At 70.1% G+C, this 18,976-nt stretch carries 17 protein-coding genes; 7 read left to right on the top strand and 10 right to left on the bottom strand.

Annotated features, from left to right (window positions below):
- Positions 1-341: 341 nt before the first annotated feature.
- The 6 genes from AB0F82_RS20745 to AB0F82_RS20720 form a co-directional block, all read right to left on the bottom strand.
- Positions 342-1,745, bottom strand: coding sequence for an 8-oxoguanine deaminase (locus AB0F82_RS20745; protein ID WP_362629752.1), 1,404 nt, complete (start codon positions 1,743-1,745; stop codon positions 342-344).
- A 194-nt stretch (positions 1,746-1,939) separates the two neighbouring features.
- The gene (gene pucL, locus AB0F82_RS20740) at positions 1,940-2,863 is read right to left on the bottom strand and encodes a factor-independent urate hydroxylase (RefSeq protein ID WP_030822359.1); all 924 of its coding nucleotides are present in this window, start codon (positions 2,861-2,863) and stop codon (positions 1,940-1,942) included.
- Position 2,864: 1 nt separating this feature from the next.
- Positions 2,865-3,254 carry a hydroxyisourate hydrolase gene (uraH, locus tag AB0F82_RS20735; protein ID WP_356813832.1) on the bottom strand — a complete coding sequence of 130 codons (390 nt, stop codon included), beginning with the start codon at positions 3,252-3,254 and terminating at the stop codon, positions 2,865-2,867.
- Between the two features lie 8 nt (positions 3,255-3,262).
- Positions 3,263-3,769: a 2-oxo-4-hydroxy-4-carboxy-5-ureidoimidazoline decarboxylase gene (uraD, locus tag AB0F82_RS20730; RefSeq protein ID WP_362629748.1), complete on the bottom strand. Its 507-nt coding sequence runs from the start codon at positions 3,767-3,769 to the stop codon at positions 3,263-3,265.
- Positions 3,770-3,923: 154 nt separating this feature from the next.
- Complete coding sequence (locus AB0F82_RS20725) at positions 3,924-4,307, bottom strand: helix-turn-helix domain-containing protein (RefSeq protein ID WP_030822351.1); 384 nt, start codon at positions 4,305-4,307, stop codon at positions 3,924-3,926.
- Positions 4,304-4,555, bottom strand: a complete 252-nt coding sequence (locus AB0F82_RS20720) for a thiamine-binding protein (protein WP_078848537.1) — start codon at positions 4,553-4,555, stop codon at positions 4,304-4,306. Before AB0F82_RS20720 ends, AB0F82_RS20725 begins: the two co-directional genes overlap by 4 nt.
- A gap of 125 nt (positions 4,556-4,680) precedes the next feature.
- On the opposite strand from AB0F82_RS20720, the gene AB0F82_RS20715 reads away from it, so the two are divergent.
- The 3 genes from AB0F82_RS20715 to AB0F82_RS20705 all read left to right on the top strand — a co-directional run bounded on the left by AB0F82_RS20715 (position 4,681) and on the right by AB0F82_RS20705 (position 8,185).
- The gene (locus AB0F82_RS20715) at positions 4,681-5,514 is read left to right on the top strand and encodes a TIM barrel protein (protein ID WP_362629744.1); all 834 of its coding nucleotides are present in this window, start codon (positions 4,681-4,683) and stop codon (positions 5,512-5,514) included.
- Between the two features lie 75 nt (positions 5,515-5,589).
- Positions 5,590-6,489 carry a 2-hydroxy-3-oxopropionate reductase gene (locus tag AB0F82_RS20710; RefSeq protein WP_362629741.1) on the top strand — a complete coding sequence of 300 codons (900 nt, stop codon included), beginning with the start codon at positions 5,590-5,592 and terminating at the stop codon, positions 6,487-6,489.
- A 238-nt stretch (positions 6,490-6,727) separates the two neighbouring features.
- Positions 6,728-8,185 (top strand): catalase, encoded by a 1,458-nt coding sequence (locus AB0F82_RS20705; RefSeq protein ID WP_362630037.1) that lies wholly within the window; start codon positions 6,728-6,730, stop codon positions 8,183-8,185.
- 1,170 nt (positions 8,186-9,355) lie between these two features.
- Here the strand turns inward: AB0F82_RS20705 and gcl are convergent.
- Entirely contained in the window at positions 9,356-11,143 is a 1,788-nt protein-coding gene (gene gcl / locus AB0F82_RS20700; protein ID WP_030656709.1) for a glyoxylate carboligase, read from the bottom strand.
- A 267-nt stretch (positions 11,144-11,410) separates the two neighbouring features.
- Between gcl and AB0F82_RS20695 the strand changes: the two genes are divergently transcribed.
- Positions 11,411-12,331: a hypothetical protein gene (locus AB0F82_RS20695; RefSeq protein ID WP_362629738.1), complete on the top strand. Its 921-nt coding sequence runs from the start codon at positions 11,411-11,413 to the stop codon at positions 12,329-12,331.
- A 68-nt stretch (positions 12,332-12,399) separates the two neighbouring features.
- On the top strand, positions 12,400-12,897 hold the full coding sequence (locus AB0F82_RS20690) for a glutathione peroxidase (protein ID WP_362629735.1): 498 nt from the start codon (positions 12,400-12,402) through the stop codon (positions 12,895-12,897).
- A 103-nt stretch (positions 12,898-13,000) separates the two neighbouring features.
- Here the strand turns inward: AB0F82_RS20690 and AB0F82_RS20685 are convergent, their stop codons facing one another.
- Both AB0F82_RS20685 and AB0F82_RS20680 read right to left on the bottom strand, forming a co-directional pair.
- A complete protein-coding gene (locus AB0F82_RS20685) occupies positions 13,001-14,722 on the bottom strand; it encodes an AMP-binding protein (protein WP_356813841.1) in 1,722 nt (573 codons plus the stop codon).
- Between the two features lie 115 nt (positions 14,723-14,837).
- Positions 14,838-15,968, bottom strand: a complete 1,131-nt coding sequence (locus AB0F82_RS20680) for a winged helix DNA-binding domain-containing protein (protein WP_362629731.1) — start codon at positions 15,966-15,968, stop codon at positions 14,838-14,840.
- Between the two features lie 152 nt (positions 15,969-16,120).
- Between AB0F82_RS20680 and AB0F82_RS20675 the strand changes: the two genes are divergently transcribed.
- Together AB0F82_RS20675 and AB0F82_RS20670 are read left to right on the top strand one after the other, a co-directional pair.
- On the top strand, positions 16,121-17,290 hold the full coding sequence (locus tag AB0F82_RS20675; protein WP_362629728.1) for a magnesium and cobalt transport protein CorA: 1,170 nt from the start codon (positions 16,121-16,123) through the stop codon (positions 17,288-17,290).
- 373 nt (positions 17,291-17,663) lie between these two features.
- Positions 17,664-17,888 (top strand): hypothetical protein, encoded by a 225-nt coding sequence (locus AB0F82_RS20670; protein ID WP_362629725.1) that lies wholly within the window; start codon positions 17,664-17,666, stop codon positions 17,886-17,888.
- A 22-nt stretch (positions 17,889-17,910) separates the two neighbouring features.
- Here AB0F82_RS20670 and AB0F82_RS20665 read toward each other — a convergent pair whose 3' ends face one another.
- Complete coding sequence (locus AB0F82_RS20665; RefSeq protein WP_362629722.1) at positions 17,911-18,876, bottom strand: LLM class F420-dependent oxidoreductase; 966 nt, start codon at positions 18,874-18,876, stop codon at positions 17,911-17,913.
- Positions 18,877-18,976: the final 100 nt, after the last annotated feature.

Genomic DNA, 18,976 nt, shown 5'->3' with positions numbered 1-18,976 from the left:
ACGTGGGTGTCTTGGAGGTGGTGCGAAAGGAGTGCAAGTCGAGCCTGTATGGAGTTGTGGGTGGTGCGACTGCATGTCCCAAGGGGTGCAGAAACGATTCGCCCAAAACCGGTTCCGCTGTGGTCCCAGCCGTGGGGCTGGAGGTGCAGTGGCCATGGCGCGATGCGCGCGGGAGCGCAGTGGCACGAGTCACCGCCCCCGGGGGCGCCCTCGGATCACCTCGGGCGCTACCCCGGGAACGGCTGCCGCGGACCCCGCTCGGGTCCGCGGCCGCCGGCCGGAGGCCGTCCCCCCCGGCCGGACTTCTGGGGCCCCTCCCAGCGGTGGTGGCTGGGCGGAGATCAGGCCTGCGCGGAGAGCCGCGCGAGGCGCTGGGCCTCTTCCCGCGTGGACACCGCGATGGCGTCCTCGTCGGCGAAGAGCAGCCGGTTGTTCTCCACGATCTGCTTGCCGTTGACGAACGAGGCCGTCACCGGGGCGGCCGCACCGAAGACCAGGGCGGTCACCGGGTCGGCGATCGAGGAGTGCAGGAAGGTGTTCAGGTTCCACAGGACCAGGTCGGCGCACTTGCCGACCTCCAGCGAACCGATGTTGTCGGCGCGGCCGAGGACCTGGGCGCCGCCGTAGGTGCCGAGGCGCAGGGCCTGGCGGGCGTTGAGCGCGGCCTCCCGGTGCACCGGGTTCAGACGGTTGATCAGCAGCGCGTTGCGCAGTTCGGTGTGGAGCTCACCGGACTCGTTGGAGGCGGTGCCGTCCACGCCGAGGCCGACCGGGACGCCGGCGGCCAGCATGTCCGGGACGCGGGCGATGCCGGCGGCCAGACGGGCGTTGGAGGACGGGCAGTGCGCGACACCGGTCCTGGTGCGGGCGAACGCGGCGATGTCGGAGTCGTTCATGTGGACGCTGTGCGCCATCCACACGTCCTCGCCGAGCCAGCCGGTCGACTCGAAGTAGTCGGTGGGGCCCATGCCGAAGAGCTCGTGGCAGAACTTCTCCTCCTCGACGGTCTCGCTGCCGTGGGTGTGCATGCGCACACCGAGGCGGCGGGCCAGCTCGGCGCCCTGCTTGAGCAGCTCGGTGGAGACCGAGAAGGGGGAGCAGGGGGCGACGGCGACCTGGGTCATCGAGTCGAAGGAGGCGTCGTGGAACTTCTTGACCGTCGCCTCGGTGTCGGCCAGCGCGCCTTCGAGGGTCTCGACGGCGTGGTCCGGCGGCAGGCCGCCGTCCTTCTCGCTGCGGTCCATGGAGCCCCGGGCGAGGGTGAAGCGGACGCCCATCTCGGACGCGGCGCGGATGATCGAGCCGGAGAGGTCGCCGGAGCCCTTGGGGAAGACGTAGTGGTGGTCCATCGCGGTGGTCACACCGCCCTTGGCCATCGCGGCGAGGGAGCCCTGCGCGGCCGTGTACGTCATCTGCTCGTCGATGCGCGCCCACGTCGGGTACAGGGCGACGAGCCAGTTGAAGAGGTTGTGGTCGGTGGCCAGGCCACGCGTGATCCACTGGTAGAAGTGGTGGTGCGTGTTGACCAGACCGGGGGTCACGAGGTGCCCGGTGCCGTCGATCCGGCGGACCACGTTCTCGAGGTTCTCGGGGGCCTTGCCCGCACCGATGAACTCGATTTTGTTGCCTGCGACGACGATGTGGCCCGAGGCGTACTCGGTGTCATTGGCGTCGACGGTCGCGATCGCACAGTTCTCGATGACGATGCGCTCGACGGCGCTGTCATGGGCTGCCGATGCTGCCATGGGACTTCCTCGTGCTTTCAGTGGCGGTGCGGGCACGGCAGGACCCAGGGGATTTGAGTGCCGGAGCCGGGGCCTTGGCAGCTGACAGTACTGCCGCCCCGTGTGGTGCGTCCGGGTGCCGATTCAGGAAGTTGGGTCGTGTCGCGCGGTCCCGGGGCCACTGCGGGGAGCCCCGGGACGCGCGTGCCGCGCTCTTAGAGGTTGGTCATGTCCACCGGGATGCGCGCGTCGGCGCCGTCCCGCAGGATCGTGGCCTCGATCAGACCGTACGGACGGTCCGCGGCGAAGTACACCTCGTTGTCGTTCTTGAGGCCGAAGGGCTCCAGGTCGACGAGGAAGTGGTGCTTGTTCGGGAGCGAGAAGCGGACCTCGTCGATCTCCGAACGGTGGTTGATGATGCGCGAACCCATCTGGTACAGCGTCTGCTGCAGCGACAGGGAGTAGGTCTCCGCGAAGGCCTGCAGCATGTGCTTGCGGGTCTCGGCGTAGGACTTCTCCCAGTTGGGCATCCGCTGCTCGTCGTCCGACCAGTTGAAGCGCCAGCGGCTCGACACCTGGGTGGCCAGGATGCGGTCGTAAGCCTCCTGCAGAGTCGTGTACTTGTCCTTCACGTAACCCCAGAACTCGGAGTTCGTGGAGTTCATGACGACCAGGTCCTTGAGGCCGGAGATGACCTCCCAGTTCTGGCCGTCGTACGTGATCTGGGTGACGCGGGTCTCCTGGCCCTGGCGGACGAAGGAGTGCTTCACCTCGTCGGCGCCGATGAACTTGGAGTTGGCGTCGGACGTGGCGATCCGGTCCCAGCCGTACTCCTCGATGCGGATGCGCGCGCGCTGGATCGGCTCCTGGCTGTTCACGAACCAGCGCGCCAGGTGGATGCCGAACTGCTCGGCGGACTCGATGCCGTACTCCTTGGCGAACGCGTACACCGTGTTCTTGGTGGTGTCCGTCGGCAGGACGTTGGCGTTCGAGCCGGAGTAGTGGACGTCGTCCATGTCGCCGGAGAGGGCGACCGAGACGTTCAGGTCCTTGATGTGGTGGGTGTCGCCGTCCCGCGTGATCTTGACGACGCGGTTCTCTGCTTTGCCGTACTGGTTCTGGCCCAGAATCGTGGCCATGCTAGCTCCCTCGGTAAACGGAGTAGCCGAACGGGTTGAGCAGCAGCGGTACGTGGTAGTGCTCGCCCGGGTGCACCGCGAACGTGATGGTGACCTCGGGGAAGAACGTAGCGCTGTCCCTTACGCGGGGGGCGTCCTGCTGCGCCTCGGCTTGCTTCTTTGAGAAGTACGTCTCGGTCTCGAAGTCGAGACGTACGTGGGTGGTGCCCTCCGGCAGCGCCGGCAGGTCCTTGCAGCGCCCGTCCGCATCGGTGGCGGATCCGCCCAGGGCCGCCCACTCCCCGTCGAGTCCCGCACGGGCCGACAGGGAGACGGCGACGCCCTCGGCGGGCTTGCCGATGCTGGTGTCCAGGATGTGCGTGGACACCGACGCGGTGGTCTCGGTGCTCATGGTCGGTCTCACTCTCCTTCTACGAGGCGGGTCAGGCGGATCCGGTTGATCTTGACGAGCTCGCCGCGGGCGGTTTCCCGCTCCTGCTCCGGCGAGTTGCCGATCCGGACCTTGACCGCGTCCCGCATGAACTCACCGGTCGCACCGGTGGCGCAGATGAGGAAGACGTGGCCGAACTTCTCCTGGTAGGCCAGGTTCAGTTCGAGGAGTTCGTTCTTGAGCTCCTCGGAGGCACCGGCCATACCGCGCTGCTCGCGGGCGGAGGTCGGGTCTCCCGGCTTCGGTCGGCCGATCGGCGCGTGGCCTGCCATCGCTTCGGCCAGGTCCTCCGCGGTGAGCTCCGCCATGGCGGTCTCGTTCGCGGCGAACAGGGATTCCGCGGTGGCGAAGGGGCGCTGGGCGAGCATCTTGCTCCCCCACGCCGAGCTGGCGCACACCTCGTGCAGTTCGGCCGTGGCCGCACGGTCTTCCAAGGTGTTGATCCGGGTGAGACCCGGGGTCGGACTCGAAGTCACGGTAGGCCTCCGTGGCCTGTTGTTGCTTTGACGGGCTGCGCATAGCTAACGCTCTCCACCACACGGCGTCAACACTTTGTTGAAACTTCCCGTACACAAAAGCCGCCGCCCGGGTGAATTGGGCGACGGCTCGTCACTGTGGGTCAGAAGATGTTTACGCTTGGCTGTTTTTGCTGGGATTTTCCCTGTTCAGGTAGTTGTAAACCGTGAAGCGGCTGACCCCCAGGGCGCCCGCGACCGTCTCCACACCGTGCCGGACGGAGAAGGCGCCGCGCGCCTCCAGTATCCGCACGACGTCCTGCTTGGACTTCCGGTCGAGCTGTGACAACGGTACGCCGTGCCGGCGCTCCAGCGCGGCGAGGATGTGGTCCAGCGAGTCCGAGAGTTGGGGCAGGCGCACCGCGAGCAGGTCCTGACCCTCCCAGCTGAGCACGACGTCGTCGGGCGTGGCCTGGGCCGGGTCCATCAGTTCGCCGCCCATGGCGTCCACGAGCGGCTTGACCGCGGTGACGAACGGGTGGTCGCGGGGCTCGGTCATGGCGTCTCCTCGCCGATCACGTTGACCTGGAGGGTGACGCGCGTGGCCCCGGCCTCCAGGGAGTCGCGCAGCAGCGCGGTCACCGCGGACAGCACCCGGTCGGCCTCACCCTCCGCCGTGTTGCCGAACGGGCCGACGTCCACCGCCTCCAGCTGGGCCTTCTGGATGACCTCGCGGGCCGCCACGGCGTGGTCGGGGGCCTCTTCGAGATCGAAGGGCTCGGTCGTGAACTCCACTCTCAATCGCACGCGGTCAAGCTACCGCGCTGTCTCGATTTTTCGGGAGTCCGCACTTGACATCCGCGCGGAACCCCATGCAGTCTTCCATCAAGCAGAAAATAACTTCCGCAATACGGAAGGAGCGCACACCCCTCATGGGATACACGGACCAGCGCTTCGATGTGAACCTGTCGATCCTCTTCACGGAACTCCCGCTCCTGGAGCGCCCCGCGGCCGCCGCCGCGGCGGGCTTCACGGCGGTCGAGCTGTGGTGGCCCTGGATCGAGACCCCCACCCCCGCTCAGGAGGAGCTCGACGCCCTCAAGAAAGCCCTTGAGGACGCCGGCACCCAGCTGGTGGGCCTGAACTTCTACGCCGGCCGGCTGCCGGGCCCGGACCGCGGCGCGGTCTCGGTACCCGGTGAGGAGTCGGACCGCTTCAACGCCAACATCAACGTGGCCGCGGACTTCGCCGCCTCGGTCGGCTGCAAGGCGCTGAACGCCCTCTACGGCAACCGCGTCGAAGGCGTGGACCCGGCCGTGCAGGACGAGCTGGCCCTCAAGAACCTGGTCGTGGCCGCACAGGCCGCCGACCGCGTGGGTGCGGTCCTCCTGATCGAGACCCTCAACAAGCCCGAGTCGCCGCTCTACCCGCTGGTGAGCGCCCCGGCCGGCATCGAGGTGGTGGACAAGGTGAACGAGGCCACCGGTCTCGGCAACGCCAAGTTCCTGCTCGACCTGTACCACCTGGCGATGAACGATGAGGACCTCTCCGAGGTCATCGAAAAGTACGCCGCCAAGACCGGGCACGTCCAGATCGCGGACAAGCCGGGACGAGGTGCCCCGGGGACCGGCGAGCTGCCCCTGGAGGAGCTGCTCGACCAGCTGAAGAAGGCCGGATACGAGGGCTACGTAGGCCTCGAGTACAAGGCCGCCGACGCTGCCGCCTCCTTCGCATGGCTGCCGGCCGAGGCCCGCGCCGCCAAGTAGGAGGACCAAGTCCGGGCGATCAGCCAGGCACCTCACGCACTTTTCGTACGAAGCATTAAGAGAAGGACCCTCATCATGAGCAACCCCGCTGCGCTCCCGAAGATTGCCTGGATCGGTCTCGGAATCATGGGCTCCCCCATGGCCGAGAACCTCCTGAAGGCCGGCTACTCGGTCACCGGCTTCACCCTGGAGCAGGACAAGCTTGACCGCCTGGCGGCCGCCGGCGGCAACGCGGCCAACTCGATCGCCGAGGCCGTCAAGGACGCCGACGTGATCATCACGATGGTGCCCGCCTCCCCCCAGGTCGAGGCCATCAACTACGGTCCCGAGGGCATCCTCGAGAACGCCAGGTCCGGCGCGCTGATCGTCGACATGTCCTCGATCACCCCGCAGACCTCCGTGGACCTGGCGAAGAACGCCGCCGAGAAGGGCATCCGCGTCCTCGACGCCCCGGTGTCCGGCGGCGAGGCCGGCGCCATCGAGGCCGTCCTGTCGATCATGGTGGGTGGCGAGAAGGCCGACTTCGACGCGGCCCTGCCGATCCTCGAGGCCCTCGGCAAGACCATCGTCCTGTGCGGCCCGCACGGCTCCGGCCAGACGGTGAAGGCCGCCAACCAGCTCATCGTCGCGGTGAACATCCAGGCGTGCGCCGAGGCCGTCGTCTTCCTCGAGAAGTCGGGCGTGGACCTCCAGGCCGCCCTCGACGTCCTCAATGGCGGTCTGGCCGGCTCCACGGTCCTGACCCGCAAGAAGGACAACTTCCTGAACCGCGACTTCAAGCCCGGCTTCCGGATCGACCTGCACCACAAGGACATGGGCATCGTCACCGACGCCGCCCGCAACGTCGGTGCGGCCCTCCCGGTCGGCGCGGTCGTCGCCCAGCTGGTCGCCTCCCTGCGCGCCCAGGGTGACGGCGGCCTGGACCACTCGGCCCTGCTGCGCGCCGTCGAGCGCCTCTCCGGCGCCCAGGTCTGAGTCCCCCCGCCGGGCCCTCGCAGGGCCCGGCCCGGCCCCTCCCCGAGGGGGCACTGAGTCTCCGGACGGTGCCGGTGCTGACACCTGTCCTGTCGCGCCCAAGCGCCGGCACCGTCCGGGTCATCTCTCCTCACAACTTCGTTCAACAAACTGTTGACGTTTAGTTCTCGCCGAATTTAGGCTGTTCCGCATGACGGAAGACGCTTTCCGTCAGCAGTTACCCGTACGGAAGGTCACCATGTCGAAGCGCACGCTGACGACCGAGTCCGGCGCCCCGGTCGCCGACAACCAGAACTCCGCCACCGCCGGCGTCGGTGGCCCGCTCCTGATCCAGGACCAGCAGCTCCTGGAGAAGCTCGCCCGCTTCAACCGCGAGCGCATCCCGGAGCGCGTGGTGCACGCCCGCGGCTCGGCCGCCTACGGCTACTTCGAGGTGACCGACGACGTCACCGCGTACACCAGCGCCGCCTTCCTGAACACGGTCGGCAAGAAGACCGAGACCTTCCTGCGGTTCTCCACCGTCGCCGACTCCCTCGGCGGCGCGGACGCGGTGCGCGACCCCCGCGGCTTCGCGCTGAAGTTCTACACCGAAGAGGGCAACTACGACCTCGTCGGCAACAACACCCCGGTGTTCTTCATCAAGGACCCGATCAAGTTCCCCGACTTCATCCACTCCCAGAAGCGCGACACCTTCACGGGCAAGCAGGAGCCGGACAACGTCTGGGACTTCTGGGCGCACGCCCCTGAGGCCACGCACCAGATCACCTGGCTGATGGGTGACCGCGGCATCCCGGCGTCGTACCGCCACATGAACGGCTACGGCTCGCACACCTACCAGTGGACGAACGAGCAGGGCGAGGCCTTCTTCGTCAAGTACCACTTCAAGACGAACCAGGGCATCCGCTGCCTGTCGAGCGAGCAGGCCGCCGAGCTCGTCGGCAAGGACGCCAACTCGCACCAGACCGACCTGCTCCAGGCGATCGAGCGCGGTGTGAACCCGAGCTGGACCCTCTACGTCCAGATCATGCCGGCCGCCGAGGCCGCGGACTACCGCTTCAACCCGTTCGACCTCACCAAGGTGTGGCCGCACGCCGACTACCCGCTGCAGCGCGTGGGCCGCCTGGTCCTCGACCGCAACCCGGACAACGTCTTCGCCGAGGTCGAGCAGTCCGCGTTCTCCCCGAACAACTTCGTCCCGGGCATCACCGCCTCGCCGGACAAGATGCTCCAGGGACGCCTGTTCGCCTACGCCGACGCGCAGCGCTACCGCCTCGGTGTGAACCACACCCAGCTGCCGGTCAACGCCCCGAAGGCGACGAAGGCGGACAACTACGGCCGCGACGGCGTCATGGCGCTGCGCAACGGCTCGCGCCACGACAAGAACTACGAGCCCAACTCGTACCAGGGCCCGGCCGAGACCGGTCTGGCGCTGGGCGCCCCGAAGGCCGTCTCCGGCTACACGGGCACCCACGAGGCCCCGGCCCACACCAAGGACGACGACTTCTTCCAGGCCGGTGAGCTCTACCGTCTGATGTCGGAGGCCGAGAAGCAGCGTCTGGTGGCGAACATCGCCGGCGGCCTGTCTCAGGTCACCCTCGAGGACGTCATCGAGAAGAACCTGGCTCACTTCCACGCCGCCGACGCCGACTACGGCCGTCGCGTCGAGGAGGCCGTCCGCGCCCTGCGCGACGCCTGAGCCGCACCGATGTACCGGGGGCCTGACGGGAGGTCAGGCCCCGGGTGCTGAGCCCGACCCGTGGACCCGGATGAGGGGTGGTACGCGGCGAGGGCAGACTGCGCCAGTCCATGCGGCTGGCGCCGCGTGAGGACCGTGGCGAGCGTGCGAGCCAGTGCGGTGGTAATGGGTTCCGAGGCCCGTCTCTTGACCTGAGGGAGACGATGCCGGAGTTCTCGTCGCCCGCCCGCCACGGTCCCCAGCCACTCCTCTTCTCACAGGGGCCACGCACAGAGTCCCCTGCGAGAAGAGGAGACTCCTCCCCACACACTCCGCCCGGCGGTGCGAACGTCCTGTCGCGCCAGCCTCGCACCGTCGGGCGGTAACAACCAGAGCGCCGAGTCACGGACGGTCCCGTGACTCGGCGCTTTGTCGTACCAGGCGGTCAGCGTGCCGGTGGAACGGAGGTGGGCCGCAGTGCGGGCGGCTGGTCGGACTCCCGCCCGAACACCTGGAGGGAAGCGCGCGATCAGCGCACCCTGCATGTGCAGACCATGCCGGGATCGGGCCGCCGACGCACGGAAACGGCCACCGCCGCGGTCCGGGCGTCGGGCACGTCCTCGCGGAAAGCGGGCAGACCGGCGCTCGGGGGGGCGCTGGCGACCTGGTCGGCCGGCTCGGGGGGCGCTGGCGACCTGGTCGGCCGGCTCGCGGCGCACGGCGAGCACCTCGTCGCGGGCGGGCCCCCATCTGTCGGTTCGGAGCCGGGTTCGGTGTCCAGGGCCTCGCGGTCGAACAGCAGGATGCCGAGGAAGAACAGCCCTCCCGGGACGAACAGCGCCAGCAGCGTCCGGGGCTGCGCGCAGACCGCGCCGCGGCCGGCAGTTCGAGGCCGCCGAGGTCGAAGGCTCTCTCCCGGCGGCCCGGCCGGAGGCGCACGGCCAGATGGACCACGGTCGTTGTCCCATGAATGAGGGCCGGCAGACGGCGACGCCGTGATCGGCTCCAGCAGTACCGCGCCGGGCAGCGCGACCGCCGCCACCGGCCCCGGCCCCGGCCGGTGGCGGCCGACGCACGGGAGGGAGCCCCGAACGGACGCGGCGGGCGGGCCCGTACGGCGGCGGAACGCGGAGCGACCCCCGCCCTCCTCGCGGAGGGACGGGGGTCGCTGCGTACGGCCGGGGCCGTGGATCAGACCTGCAGGGCCTTGATCGCGGTGGGGGCGTGACCGGGCTCGGTCGCGAGCTCCTCGAACTCGGTGACGTCGCTCATGTCGACGGTCTTGCTCATCGAGATGTTGGTGACGCGCTCCAGGATGGCCTCGACGACGACCGGGACCTGGAACTCCTGGGCCAGCTTCTTGGCCTGCTCGAAGGCGGCGCCCAGCTCGTTCGGGTCGGTGACGCGGATGGCCTTGACGCCCAGGCCCTCGGCGACCTTGACGTGGTCGACGCCGTAGACGCCGATCTCCGGGGTGTTGATGTTCTCGAATTCGAGGTTGACCTCGAAGTTGATGCCGAGGCCGCCCTGCGCCTGACGGATCAGGCCAAGGTAGGCGTTGTTCACGAGGACGTGGACGTAGGGGACCTTGTGCTGGGCGGCGACCGCCAGCTCCTCGATCATGAACTGGAAGTCGTAGTCGCCCGAGAGCGCGACGATCGGGGTCTCCGGGTCCGCGGTGGCGGCACCGATGGCGGCCGGGATGGTCCAGCCGAGCGGACCGGCCTGGCCGCAGTTGATCCAGTGGCGCGGCTTGTAGACGTGCAGCATCTGCGCGCCGGCGATCTGGGAGAGGCCGATGGTGGTGACGTAGCGGGTCTCGGGGCCGAACGCCTTGTTCATCTCCTCGTAGACGCGCTGCGGCTTCATGGGGATGTTGTCGAAGTGCGTGCGGCGCTGCAGGGTGGCCTTGCGCTCCTGGGCGGAGGCGGCCCAGGCGGAGAAGTCCGGCAGCTTGCCCTCGGCCTTGAGCTCCTTGGCGACCTCGATGAAGAGCTCCAGCGCGGCCTTGGCGTCGGAGGCGATGCCGAAGTCCGGGGCGAAGATCTTGCCGATCTGGGTGGGCTCGATGTCGACGTGGACGAACTTGCGGTCGCCCAGGTACGCGTCCAGGTTGTAACCGGTGTGACGGTTGGCCCAGCGGTTGCCGATGCCGAGGACGACGTCCGACTCCAGGAAGGTCGCGTTGCCGTAGCGGTGCGAGGTCTGGACGCCGACCATGCCGGCCGCCAGCTCGTGGTCGTCCGGGATGACGCCCCAGCCCATGAGGGTAGAGATGACCGGGATGTTGGTCAGCTCGGCGAACTCGACGAGCAGGTCTGAGGCGTCGGCGTTGATGATGCCGCCGCCGGCGACGATCAGCGGGCGCTCGGACTCCAGCAGGAAGCTCAGGGCCTTCTCGGCCTGGGCGCGGCTGGCCTGCGGCTTGTAGACCGGCAGCGGCTGGTAGGTCGCCGGGTCGAACTCGATCTCGGTCAGCTGGACGTCGATCGGCAGGTCGATGAGGACCGGGCCGGGGCGGCCGGAGCGCATGAGGTGGAACGCCTGCTGGAAGACGCCGGGAACCTGCGCCGCCTCCAGGACCGTAGTGGCGGCCTTGGTGACCGGCTTGGCGATCGAGGCGATGTCGACAGCCTGGAAGTCCTCCTTGTGGAGCTTCGAGACCGGAGCCTGACCGGTGATGCACAGGATCGGGATGGAGTCCGCGATGGCGGAGTACAGGCCGGTGATCATGTCGGTGCCGGCCGGGCCCGAGGTACCGATGCAGACGCCGATGTTGCCCGCCTTGGCGCGCGTGTACCCCTCGGCCATGTGCGAGGCGCCCTCGACGTGGCGGGCGAGCGTGTGGTTGATGCCGCCCACGTTCTTGAGCTCGCGGTAGAAGGGGTTGATCGCAGCACCGGGAACACCGAACGCTTGTTCGACACCCTCGAGCTTGAGGATCTCAACTGCAGCAGCGGCGGCTGTCATACGAGGCATCAGGTTCTCCTGCGGGTCTGGCGGTCAGGCTTTTCCGTAATCCGGAAGTTTTGTTCTGCTATACGGAACAAGCTAAGCGGCGTCTTCTTCGGCGTCAAGGCGGTTGCGGACCCCGGAAGCCACCAAAAGCGGCATCTCGCTCGGCGACTTGCACAAATCCCCGATCCGCCCGGCGGGAACGGGGCCGAAATGGCGCGCACCCTCGCCCCGGCGGTCGCCGGTGGTGGAGCATGGACCTACGCAGGGCGACGGAGGGGGTCAGGGGTCATGGCGGAAGCGGTACCGGTGCGCTGCCCGGCATGCCTGCGCGAGAACGGCTACACCGCGCCGGTCTTCCCCTGCGCCTGCGGGAGCCCGGTCAATCCCCCGCTGGACCTGTCGGCGCCACCGGTGCCGCTGACCCACCGCACCTGGTCGGACAGCTGGGTGGCGGTGCGGTGCACGACGTGCGGGCGGGAGAGCGAGTGGCCGCACCCCGAGCTGGGGTGCGGATCGTGCGGCACGGTGGTGCGGCTCCCGGTGCATCCGCCGGAGCGCTCGCAGGCACCGCAGGCCGGTACGGGGCCGGGCGCCGGGCCCGGTGCCGCGGCGGATCCGGCGGACCCGCGCGGCGATGCCCCGGCGGACGTCCGGGCCGATGCCCCGTCCGACGCACGGGCAGAGACTGCGGCGGACGACGCCCCGGACGATCTCCGGGGCGACGGGCGCACGGGCAGGCCCGGGAGCGGCCGCGGCCCGGCGGCGGCGCGGCCCGAGGTGAACCCGGCGCACGTACCGCTGCCGCCGACCGCGGCGGTGCCCCGGCCCGCGTTCCGGCCGGTGACCATCCGTACGGCCCGGGACGCGGTGGCCACCGCCGCGCTGTACCTGCGCTGGCTCGGCTTCCAGGACGTACGCCAGCCCGACGGCCGGCCGATCCCGTCGGCGGCGGTGGACCTGCGGGCTCCGGGGCTGGTGGCGCAGGTGGACCCGACCACCGCGCCGGCCGGGCTGCGGGCGGTGGAGTGCGTCTGGCTCAACGGACTCACCGCTTCCGCGACCAGCGTCTACTTCTCCCTCGCCGGGTACACGGCGGACGCCCGCAACCGCGCGGACGATCTCGGGATACCGCTGTTCGTCATGGACCTCACCGGCATGCCGCAGCCGGTCAACGACCCGGCGGACGAACTGGTCGGATCGGGGGCCTGACCGGCGGGGCACCCCCTGACCACCCTTTAGGCTCGTGGCACTACCCGCTGCCTGCCGAGGAGAGTCCCGTGAGCCTGTACGACATCCCGCTGACCACCCTGTCCGACGAGCCCACCAGCCTGGCGGTGCACAAGGGCAAGGCGATCCTCCTGGTGAACACCGCGTCGCAGTGCGGGCTCACCCCGCAGTACTCGGGACTGGCCCGCCTGCAGTTCAAGTACGAGGAGAAGGGCTTCACGGTCATCGGCGTGCCCTGCAACCAGTTCGGCGGTCAGGAGCCCGGCAACGCCGACGACATCCAGACCTTCTGCGCGGCGGGCTTCGGCGTCACCTTCCCGATGCTGGAGAAGTCCGAGGTCAACGGCGAAAACCGGCACGCCCTGTACCAGGAGCTGGTGAAGACCCCCGACGCGGAGGGCGAGGCGGGGGACATCCAGTGGAACTTCGAGAAGTTCCTGATCTCCCCCGCCGGTGAGGTCGTGGCACGCTTCCGTCCGCGCACCGAGCCGGAGGCGCCGGAGGTCATCGCCGCGATCGAGGCGCACCTGCCCGCGCAAGACGCGTAAGGAGCCGGGCGGGCGCGGGGCGGGCGCGGGGGCGGGCGGCCCGGGGCGGGTGCGGGAGCGCGCGTACGGGCGCCGCGCAGGCCGGCCCCGCCGGCCGGCCGCCTCAGCCCAGGTCGGCCTCCCGGTATTCGGCGGCGGAGCCCGCCGCCGTGAGCTCCCGTAGCTCCACCCGCCGGATCTTGCCGGACACTGTCTTCGGCAGCTCGGCGAACTCGATGCACCGGATCCTCTTGTACGGGGACAGCACGGCGCGGGCGTGCTCGAACAGCACCCGGGCGGTCTCCGGCCCGGGATCCCATCCGGCCGCGAGGGTGACGTACGCCTTCGGTACCGCCAGCCGCAGCTCGTCCGGGGCGGGGACGACGGCGGCCTCGGCGACCGCGTCGTGCTCCAGCAGGGCGCTCTCCAGCTCGAACGGACTGATCTTGTAGTCGGAGGCCTTGAAGACGTCGTCGGAGCGCCCGACGTAGGTGAGGTACCCGTCGGCGTCCCGGGCGGCGATGTCGCCGGTCCGGTAGAGCCCCTCCGCCATGGCCTCGGCGGTGCGCCCCGGGTCGTCCCGGTAGCCGGTCATCACCCCGGCCGGCCGGACGCGCAGGTCCACGCACAGTTCGCCCTCGTCGGCGGACTCCTTGCCGGTGACCGGGTCCAGCAGGACGATCTCGTAGCCGGGCGCCGGCCGGCCCATGGAGCCCGGCTTGACGGGGACACCGGGGAAGTTGCCGACCTGGAGAGTGGTCTCGGTCTGGCCGAAACCGTCGCGGACGGTGACGCCCCAGGCCTCTCGGACCTTCTCGATGACCTCGGGATTGAGCGGCTCGCCGGCGGCGACGGCCTCCCGCGGGGGCCTGGCCAGCCGGGTGAGATCGGACTGGATGAGCATCCGCCACACGGTGGGCGGGGCGCAGAAGGTGGTCACGCCGTGCCGGTCCATCTCGGCCATCAGCCGCTCGGCGTCGAAGCGGGCGTAGTTGTGGACGAAGACGGTCGCGCCGGCATTCCAGGGAGCGAAGAGGTTGGACCAGGCGTGCTTGGCCCAGCCGGGCGAGGCGATGTTGAGGTGCACGTCGCCGGGGCGCAGTCCGAGCCAGTACATGGTGGAGAGGTGCCCGATGGGATACGAGGCGTGGGTGTGCTCGACGAGCTTGGGGCGGTCGGTGGTGCCGGAGGTGAAGTAGAGCATCAGGGGGTCGGTGGCGAGGGTCTCCCCGTCGGGGGTGAAGCCGCCGACGGCGTCCGGGGCGTCGGCGAGCCGCAGCCAGCCGGAGGGGACCTGGTCGACCTGGTCCCCGGCGGCGATCCGGGTGTAGTCGCCCGGCACCTCGTCGAACTTGGCCGTGTCCTCGATCCGCGCGACGACGTGGCGCACGTGGCCGCGCTCGACGCGGTCGCGCAGGTCGGCCGGGCCGAGGAGGGGGGTGGCGGGGATGACGACGGCGCGCAGTTTCATCGCGCCGAGCATCACCTCCCACAGTTCGCGCTGGTTGCCGAGCATGACGAGGATCCGGTCGCCGGGCGCGACGCCCTGGCCGCGCAGCCAGGTGGCGGTCGCGTCGGACCGTACGGCGAGCTGTGCGAAGGAGAGGGCCTCGCTGGTGCCGTCCTCCTCGACGATGCGCAGGGCGTCGGCGTCGTTGCCGGCGGCGATGTGGTCGAACCAGTCGAGGGCCCAGTTGAAGCGGTGGGGGCGGGGCCAGGTGAATCCGGTGCGGGCGGCTTCGTAGTCACCGCGCCGCTCCAGCAGGAAGTCGCGCGCGGCGAGGAACTGGGCGGTGGGGTCGGCGGCGTCGCCGGGGGCGCTGCTGCGGGGGCTTTCGGTCGTCATGGCAGGTATCGTGCCGCGTTCGGTGTACGGACCACCAGGGTGACGTCAGCCGCGAGTTGACCGTTTGCGGGGCCGGGCTGCGGGGCTTGCCCGCGGGTCGGCGGCCCGGCGCGGCTCAGCGGCGGATCGGCGCGAACCGTACGGCGGACTCGGCGGACTCGGCGGACTCGGCAGTCTCGGCGGGCAGCCCGCCCATGTCGGCGATCAGCTTCTCCCCCTCGGCGACGATCTCCTCCCGCGCCGCCTTCGGCACGCTGCCGAACAGCTCCACGGTGAGCACCCCGCCCTCCAGCCTCCACAGCCCGGCCAGGAACCCGTCGACGAGCAGGGTGCAGTGGGCCTGGTTCCCCGTCCAGCTGCGCCCCTTGACCTCGGGCGGGACCACGCGGGTGCGGTCGGCGTGCGACAGCAGGAGGTTGTCGAACTCCGGGAGGAAGCGGGGCGGCGCGGGGGTGCCGGCATCGGGACGGGGCGCGTCGGGCAGGTCGAAGAGCTCCACGCCGTTCTCGTCGCGAAAGACGGCGAGCCCCGGCCGCAGCCGTTCGAAGGCCTCGCGCAGCCGGGTCACCCCGGCCCAGGTCTGCATGTCCTTGACGGAGGCGGGTCCGAACGCGGCGAGGTAGCGCAGCACCACGTCGTCCACGGGCTGCGCCGCCCCGACGGGCTCCCCGAGCCAGTTCTCGACGGTGGTGAGACGTACCTGCCCACTGCGTCCCCACACCCCGCGCGGCGTGACCTGGACCAGCGGCAACAGGCAGCGCGCCGCGACGGAAAGGGACTGCGGGTCGGCGTCGGGCCACTGCTGGAGCAGGTCCTCGCGGATCTCGGCCATGGTGCGCGGCTCGCCCTCGACGAAGGCGCGGGCCCGCTGCGCCAGCCGGTCGAGGTCCACGCCGGCGAGACCCTTGCGGAAATAGTTGACCTCGCGGTCCCGGGCGGGCTGGACGAGGGGACGCAGGGTGAGGGCGTCGTGCGCGGTGTGCGTGTGGATCGTCGACCGCATGGTGACCATCCGTACGACCTCGCGGGACTCCATGAGCCCGGCCAGTTCGGCGGGCTCGAAGCCGGCGAGGCGGGCGTGCAGCTGGAAGTACGGGGGCTTGACGTTCTGCGCCTGCAGCCCGAGGAGATGGGCGACGGCGTCCCCCGCGGACATCTCGGCGCGGCTCAGCAGCAGCTGGCGGGCGAGCGTGGCACGGTTCAGTGCGCGGGTGTCGAGTACGGGATGTGTCGTCCTGGAGGCCATGACAGCAAGCTAGCCCTCCTTGCGGACACCCTCTGTCCGCAACTCCACACCGAAGGTCGGCGGGAACTCGACCGCGCCCGCACCCGTCGCCTTTTCCCCCTATATCCTGCCCCTTGCCCGTAAACACACGTTCGACCGGGAGCTGACCTGCGATGCCGGAGCACCCTCACCGCCGCCCCTCGCCGCCGTCCGGCGCGAAGCGCTCGGGATGGCGGCGCCCCGCCTCCCCGGCCGCGGCGCCGCCCTCCCTACCGCCGTCCGCACCGCGGCCGGCTCCGGCCGCCCCCAACCCCCCGGACCACCGCAGCGTGATCGACTCGGCCGTCTACCGCGACGGCCGCCGGGTCGCCTCCCCGGCCACCCTGGCCGAGACCTTCCGGCAGCTGCGCGAGGAGCCCGACGGGATGGCCTGGATCGGCCTGCACCGGCCGACGGAGCCCGAACTGCACTCTCTCGCGACCGAGTTCAACCTCCACGAACTCGCCGTCGAGGACGCCCTCGAAGCCCACCAGCGCCCCAAGCTGGAGCGCTACGGCGACACCCTCTTCGTCGTCCTGCGCGCCGCCCGCTACCTGGACGCCCAGGAGGAGGTCGAGTTCGCCGAGCTCCACGTCTTCGTCGGCCCCGACTTCCTCATCACGGTCCGCCACGGCAGCGCCCCGGACCTCTCGGCGGTACGCCGCCGCATGGAGGCGAACCCGGGACTGCTCTCCCTGGGCCCGGAGGCCGCCCTGTACGCCATCCTCGACGCGGTGGTCGACGGCTACGCCCCGGTCGTGGAAGGCGTCCAGACGGACATCGACGAGATCGAGACGGAGGTCTTCCGCGGCGACCCGGCGGTCTCCCGCCGCATCTACGAACTCTCCCGCGAGATGGTCGAGTTCCAACGCGCGACCCGCCCCCTGGTCGGCATGCTCCACGGCCTGATGGCGGGCTTCGCGAAGTACGGCACGGACGAGGAACTCCAGCGCTACCTCCGTGACGTGGCGGACCACGTCACGCACACGAGCGAACGCGTCGACGGCTTCCGCCAGGCCCTGACCGAAATCCTCACGGTGAACGCCACCCTGGTCTCCCAGCAACAGAACGCGGAAATGCGCGCCCTGGCCGAAGCCGGCTTCGAGCAGAACGAGGAGATCAAGAAGATCTCCTCCTGGGCCGCCATCCTCTTCGCCCCCACCCTGGTCGGCACGATCTACGGCATGAACTTCGAAACCATGCCGGAACTGAAGTGGGCCGCCGGCTACCCCTTCGCGATCCTCCTCATGGCGGTGGTCTGCACCAGCCTCTATGTGATCTTCAAGAAGCGCGACTGGCTGTAAGCCGGCCTTCGGTCAAGATCAACGCTGGGCTGTCCGCGGTCATTTGTGGGGGATTGCATGGACATAGACATCAAGACGTACGACAAGGTGCGGGTGGTGCCCGCTCGGCCGCCGGCGCGGCGCTGGAGAACCTTCGCCGGTCCCTCGATTCGAGTGACGCGGCAGCCGACGGCCACCATGGCTGGGCCTCCGCGGCAGCGCTGAAGCGGTGCGCGACCGCCTGGGAGGACCACATGGTCGACCTGGGGAAGCAGATGAACACCATGGCCGACAACCTGCACACCACGACGAACGCGTACGACACCACGGACGCCCGAGGGACGCCTTGAACCGGCTCCAGAGCGGCCTCGCCGACTTCGGGAGGAACTGACCCGTGGTCACCTACCACGACCTGTACGCCTCCCGCGTGGACCAGTGGCTGCTCGCGCGGCGGCTGCGCGCCCGGTACGGCCTCCGGCTCGGGGAGACCTGGCCGGGCCTGCTCGCCGGCACCACCGTGTGGTTCAGCGTCCTGGCGATTCCGACGATGGAGCTGATCCAGCTGTACGTCGTCCCCTCGGCCGCCGCGTCGGGGATCAACCTCGGCGACGGGTGTTGACCGAGAGCCGCACCGGGCGGTGTCAGAGCTTGCGGAGGGCGGGGAGCAGGGTCGACTGGGCCCAGGTGAGGAAGGGCCGCTGTTGGTCGCCGCCTATCTGGATCAGGGCGACCTCGGTGAAGCCGGCGTCCGCGTAGCCGCGGACCGCTTCGGTGACGGCCGCCACGTCGTCGCCGCACGGCACGGTTTCCGCGACGTCCTCCGGCCGGACGTGCCGGGTCGCCTCGGCGAACGCGGCCGTATTCGGGAGCTCGGCGTTGACGTGCCAGCCGCCCAGTGCCCAGCGGAACTGTTCGTGCGCCCTGCGTACTGCCGTCTCCCGGTCGGGGTCGTAGCTGATGGGCAGTTGTCCGATGCACGGCTTCCCGGAGCCGCCGTGTTCGCCGAACGCGGTCACCAGGTCGGCTTCCGGCGCGACCGCGACGAGGGCGTCGCCGAGGCGGCCGGCCAGTGCGCAGGAGGCGGGGCCCGACGCCGCGATGCCGATCGGCGGCGGCACGTCGGGCAGGTCCCACAGTCTGGCGTCCTCGACGTCGAAGTGGGTGCCGTGGTGGTTGACGCGGTCGCCGGCCAGGAGGGAGCGGACGATGCCCACCGCCTCTTCGAGCCGTTCCAGGCGTACGTGGGCGGCCGGCCAGCCCGGGCCGACGACGTGCTCGTTCAGGTTCTCGCCGGAGCCGAGCCCGAGCCGGAACCGCCCCTGCGACAGGAGCTGCACCGTGGCGGCCTTCTGCGCGACCACCGCGGGGTGGTAGCGGAACGTCGGGCACGTCACGTACGTCATCAGCGGGATCCGGGTGGTGGCCTGCGCGGCGGCGCCCAGCACGCTCCACGCGTAGGGGGCGTGGCCCTGGGAGTCCAGCCAGGGGAAGTAGTGGTCCGAGACGACAGAGAAGTCGAACCCCGCACGCTCGGCCCCGACCACGTGGTCCACCAGGTCCCGGGGGCCCGCCTGCTCGGTCATCATCGTGTATCCGATGCGCACCATGTCCCGGCGCCTAACCGCTGCCGCCGCGCCGAAACCTGCCGGCTCACGGCGGGCAGGCATGCGGCCGGCGTTCCGGGGGAGCCGCACCGTAGGAAGGCGG

Origin of the sequence: Streptomyces virginiae, assembly GCF_040638905.1 — a bacterium.
GTDB classification, from domain to species: domain Bacteria; phylum Actinomycetota; class Actinomycetes; order Streptomycetales; family Streptomycetaceae; genus Streptomyces; species Streptomyces virginiae_B.
The sequence above is the reverse complement of the archived record's forward strand: the minus strand, read 5'-3'. Positions and strand labels throughout refer to the sequence as shown.

Bases quoted from the DNA above. Each gene is read 5' to 3' on its own strand.
- AB0F82_RS20745 (WP_362629752.1), bottom strand. From the start codon at position 1,745: ATGGCAGCATCGGCAGCCCATGACAGCGCCGTCGAGCGCATCGTCATC.
- pucL (WP_030822359.1), bottom strand. From the start codon at position 2,863: ATGGCCACGATTCTGGGCCAGAACCAGTACGGCAAAGCAGAGAACCGC.
- uraH (WP_356813832.1), bottom strand. From the start codon at position 3,254: ATGAGCACCGAGACCACCGCGTCGGTGTCCACGCACATCCTGGACACC.
- AB0F82_RS20725 (WP_030822351.1), bottom strand. From the start codon at position 4,307: ATGACCGAGCCCCGCGACCACCCGTTCGTCACCGCGGTCAAGCCGCTC.
- AB0F82_RS20715 (WP_362629744.1), top strand. From the start codon at position 4,681: ATGGGATACACGGACCAGCGCTTCGATGTGAACCTGTCGATCCTCTTC.
- AB0F82_RS20710 (WP_362629741.1), top strand. From the start codon at position 5,590: ATGAGCAACCCCGCTGCGCTCCCGAAGATTGCCTGGATCGGTCTCGGA.
- AB0F82_RS20705 (WP_362630037.1), top strand. From the start codon at position 6,728: ATGTCGAAGCGCACGCTGACGACCGAGTCCGGCGCCCCGGTCGCCGAC.
- gcl (WP_030656709.1), bottom strand. From the start codon at position 11,143: ATGCCTCGTATGACAGCCGCCGCTGCTGCAGTTGAGATCCTCAAGCTC.
- AB0F82_RS20695 (WP_362629738.1), top strand. From the start codon at position 11,411: ATGGCGGAAGCGGTACCGGTGCGCTGCCCGGCATGCCTGCGCGAGAAC.
- AB0F82_RS20685 (WP_356813841.1), bottom strand. From the start codon at position 14,722: ATGACGACCGAAAGCCCCCGCAGCAGCGCCCCCGGCGACGCCGCCGAC.
- AB0F82_RS20680 (WP_362629731.1), bottom strand. From the start codon at position 15,968: ATGGCCTCCAGGACGACACATCCCGTACTCGACACCCGCGCACTGAAC.
- AB0F82_RS20675 (WP_362629728.1), top strand. From the start codon at position 16,121: ATGCCGGAGCACCCTCACCGCCGCCCCTCGCCGCCGTCCGGCGCGAAG.
- AB0F82_RS20665 (WP_362629722.1), bottom strand. From the start codon at position 18,876: ATGGTGCGCATCGGATACACGATGATGACCGAGCAGGCGGGCCCCCGG.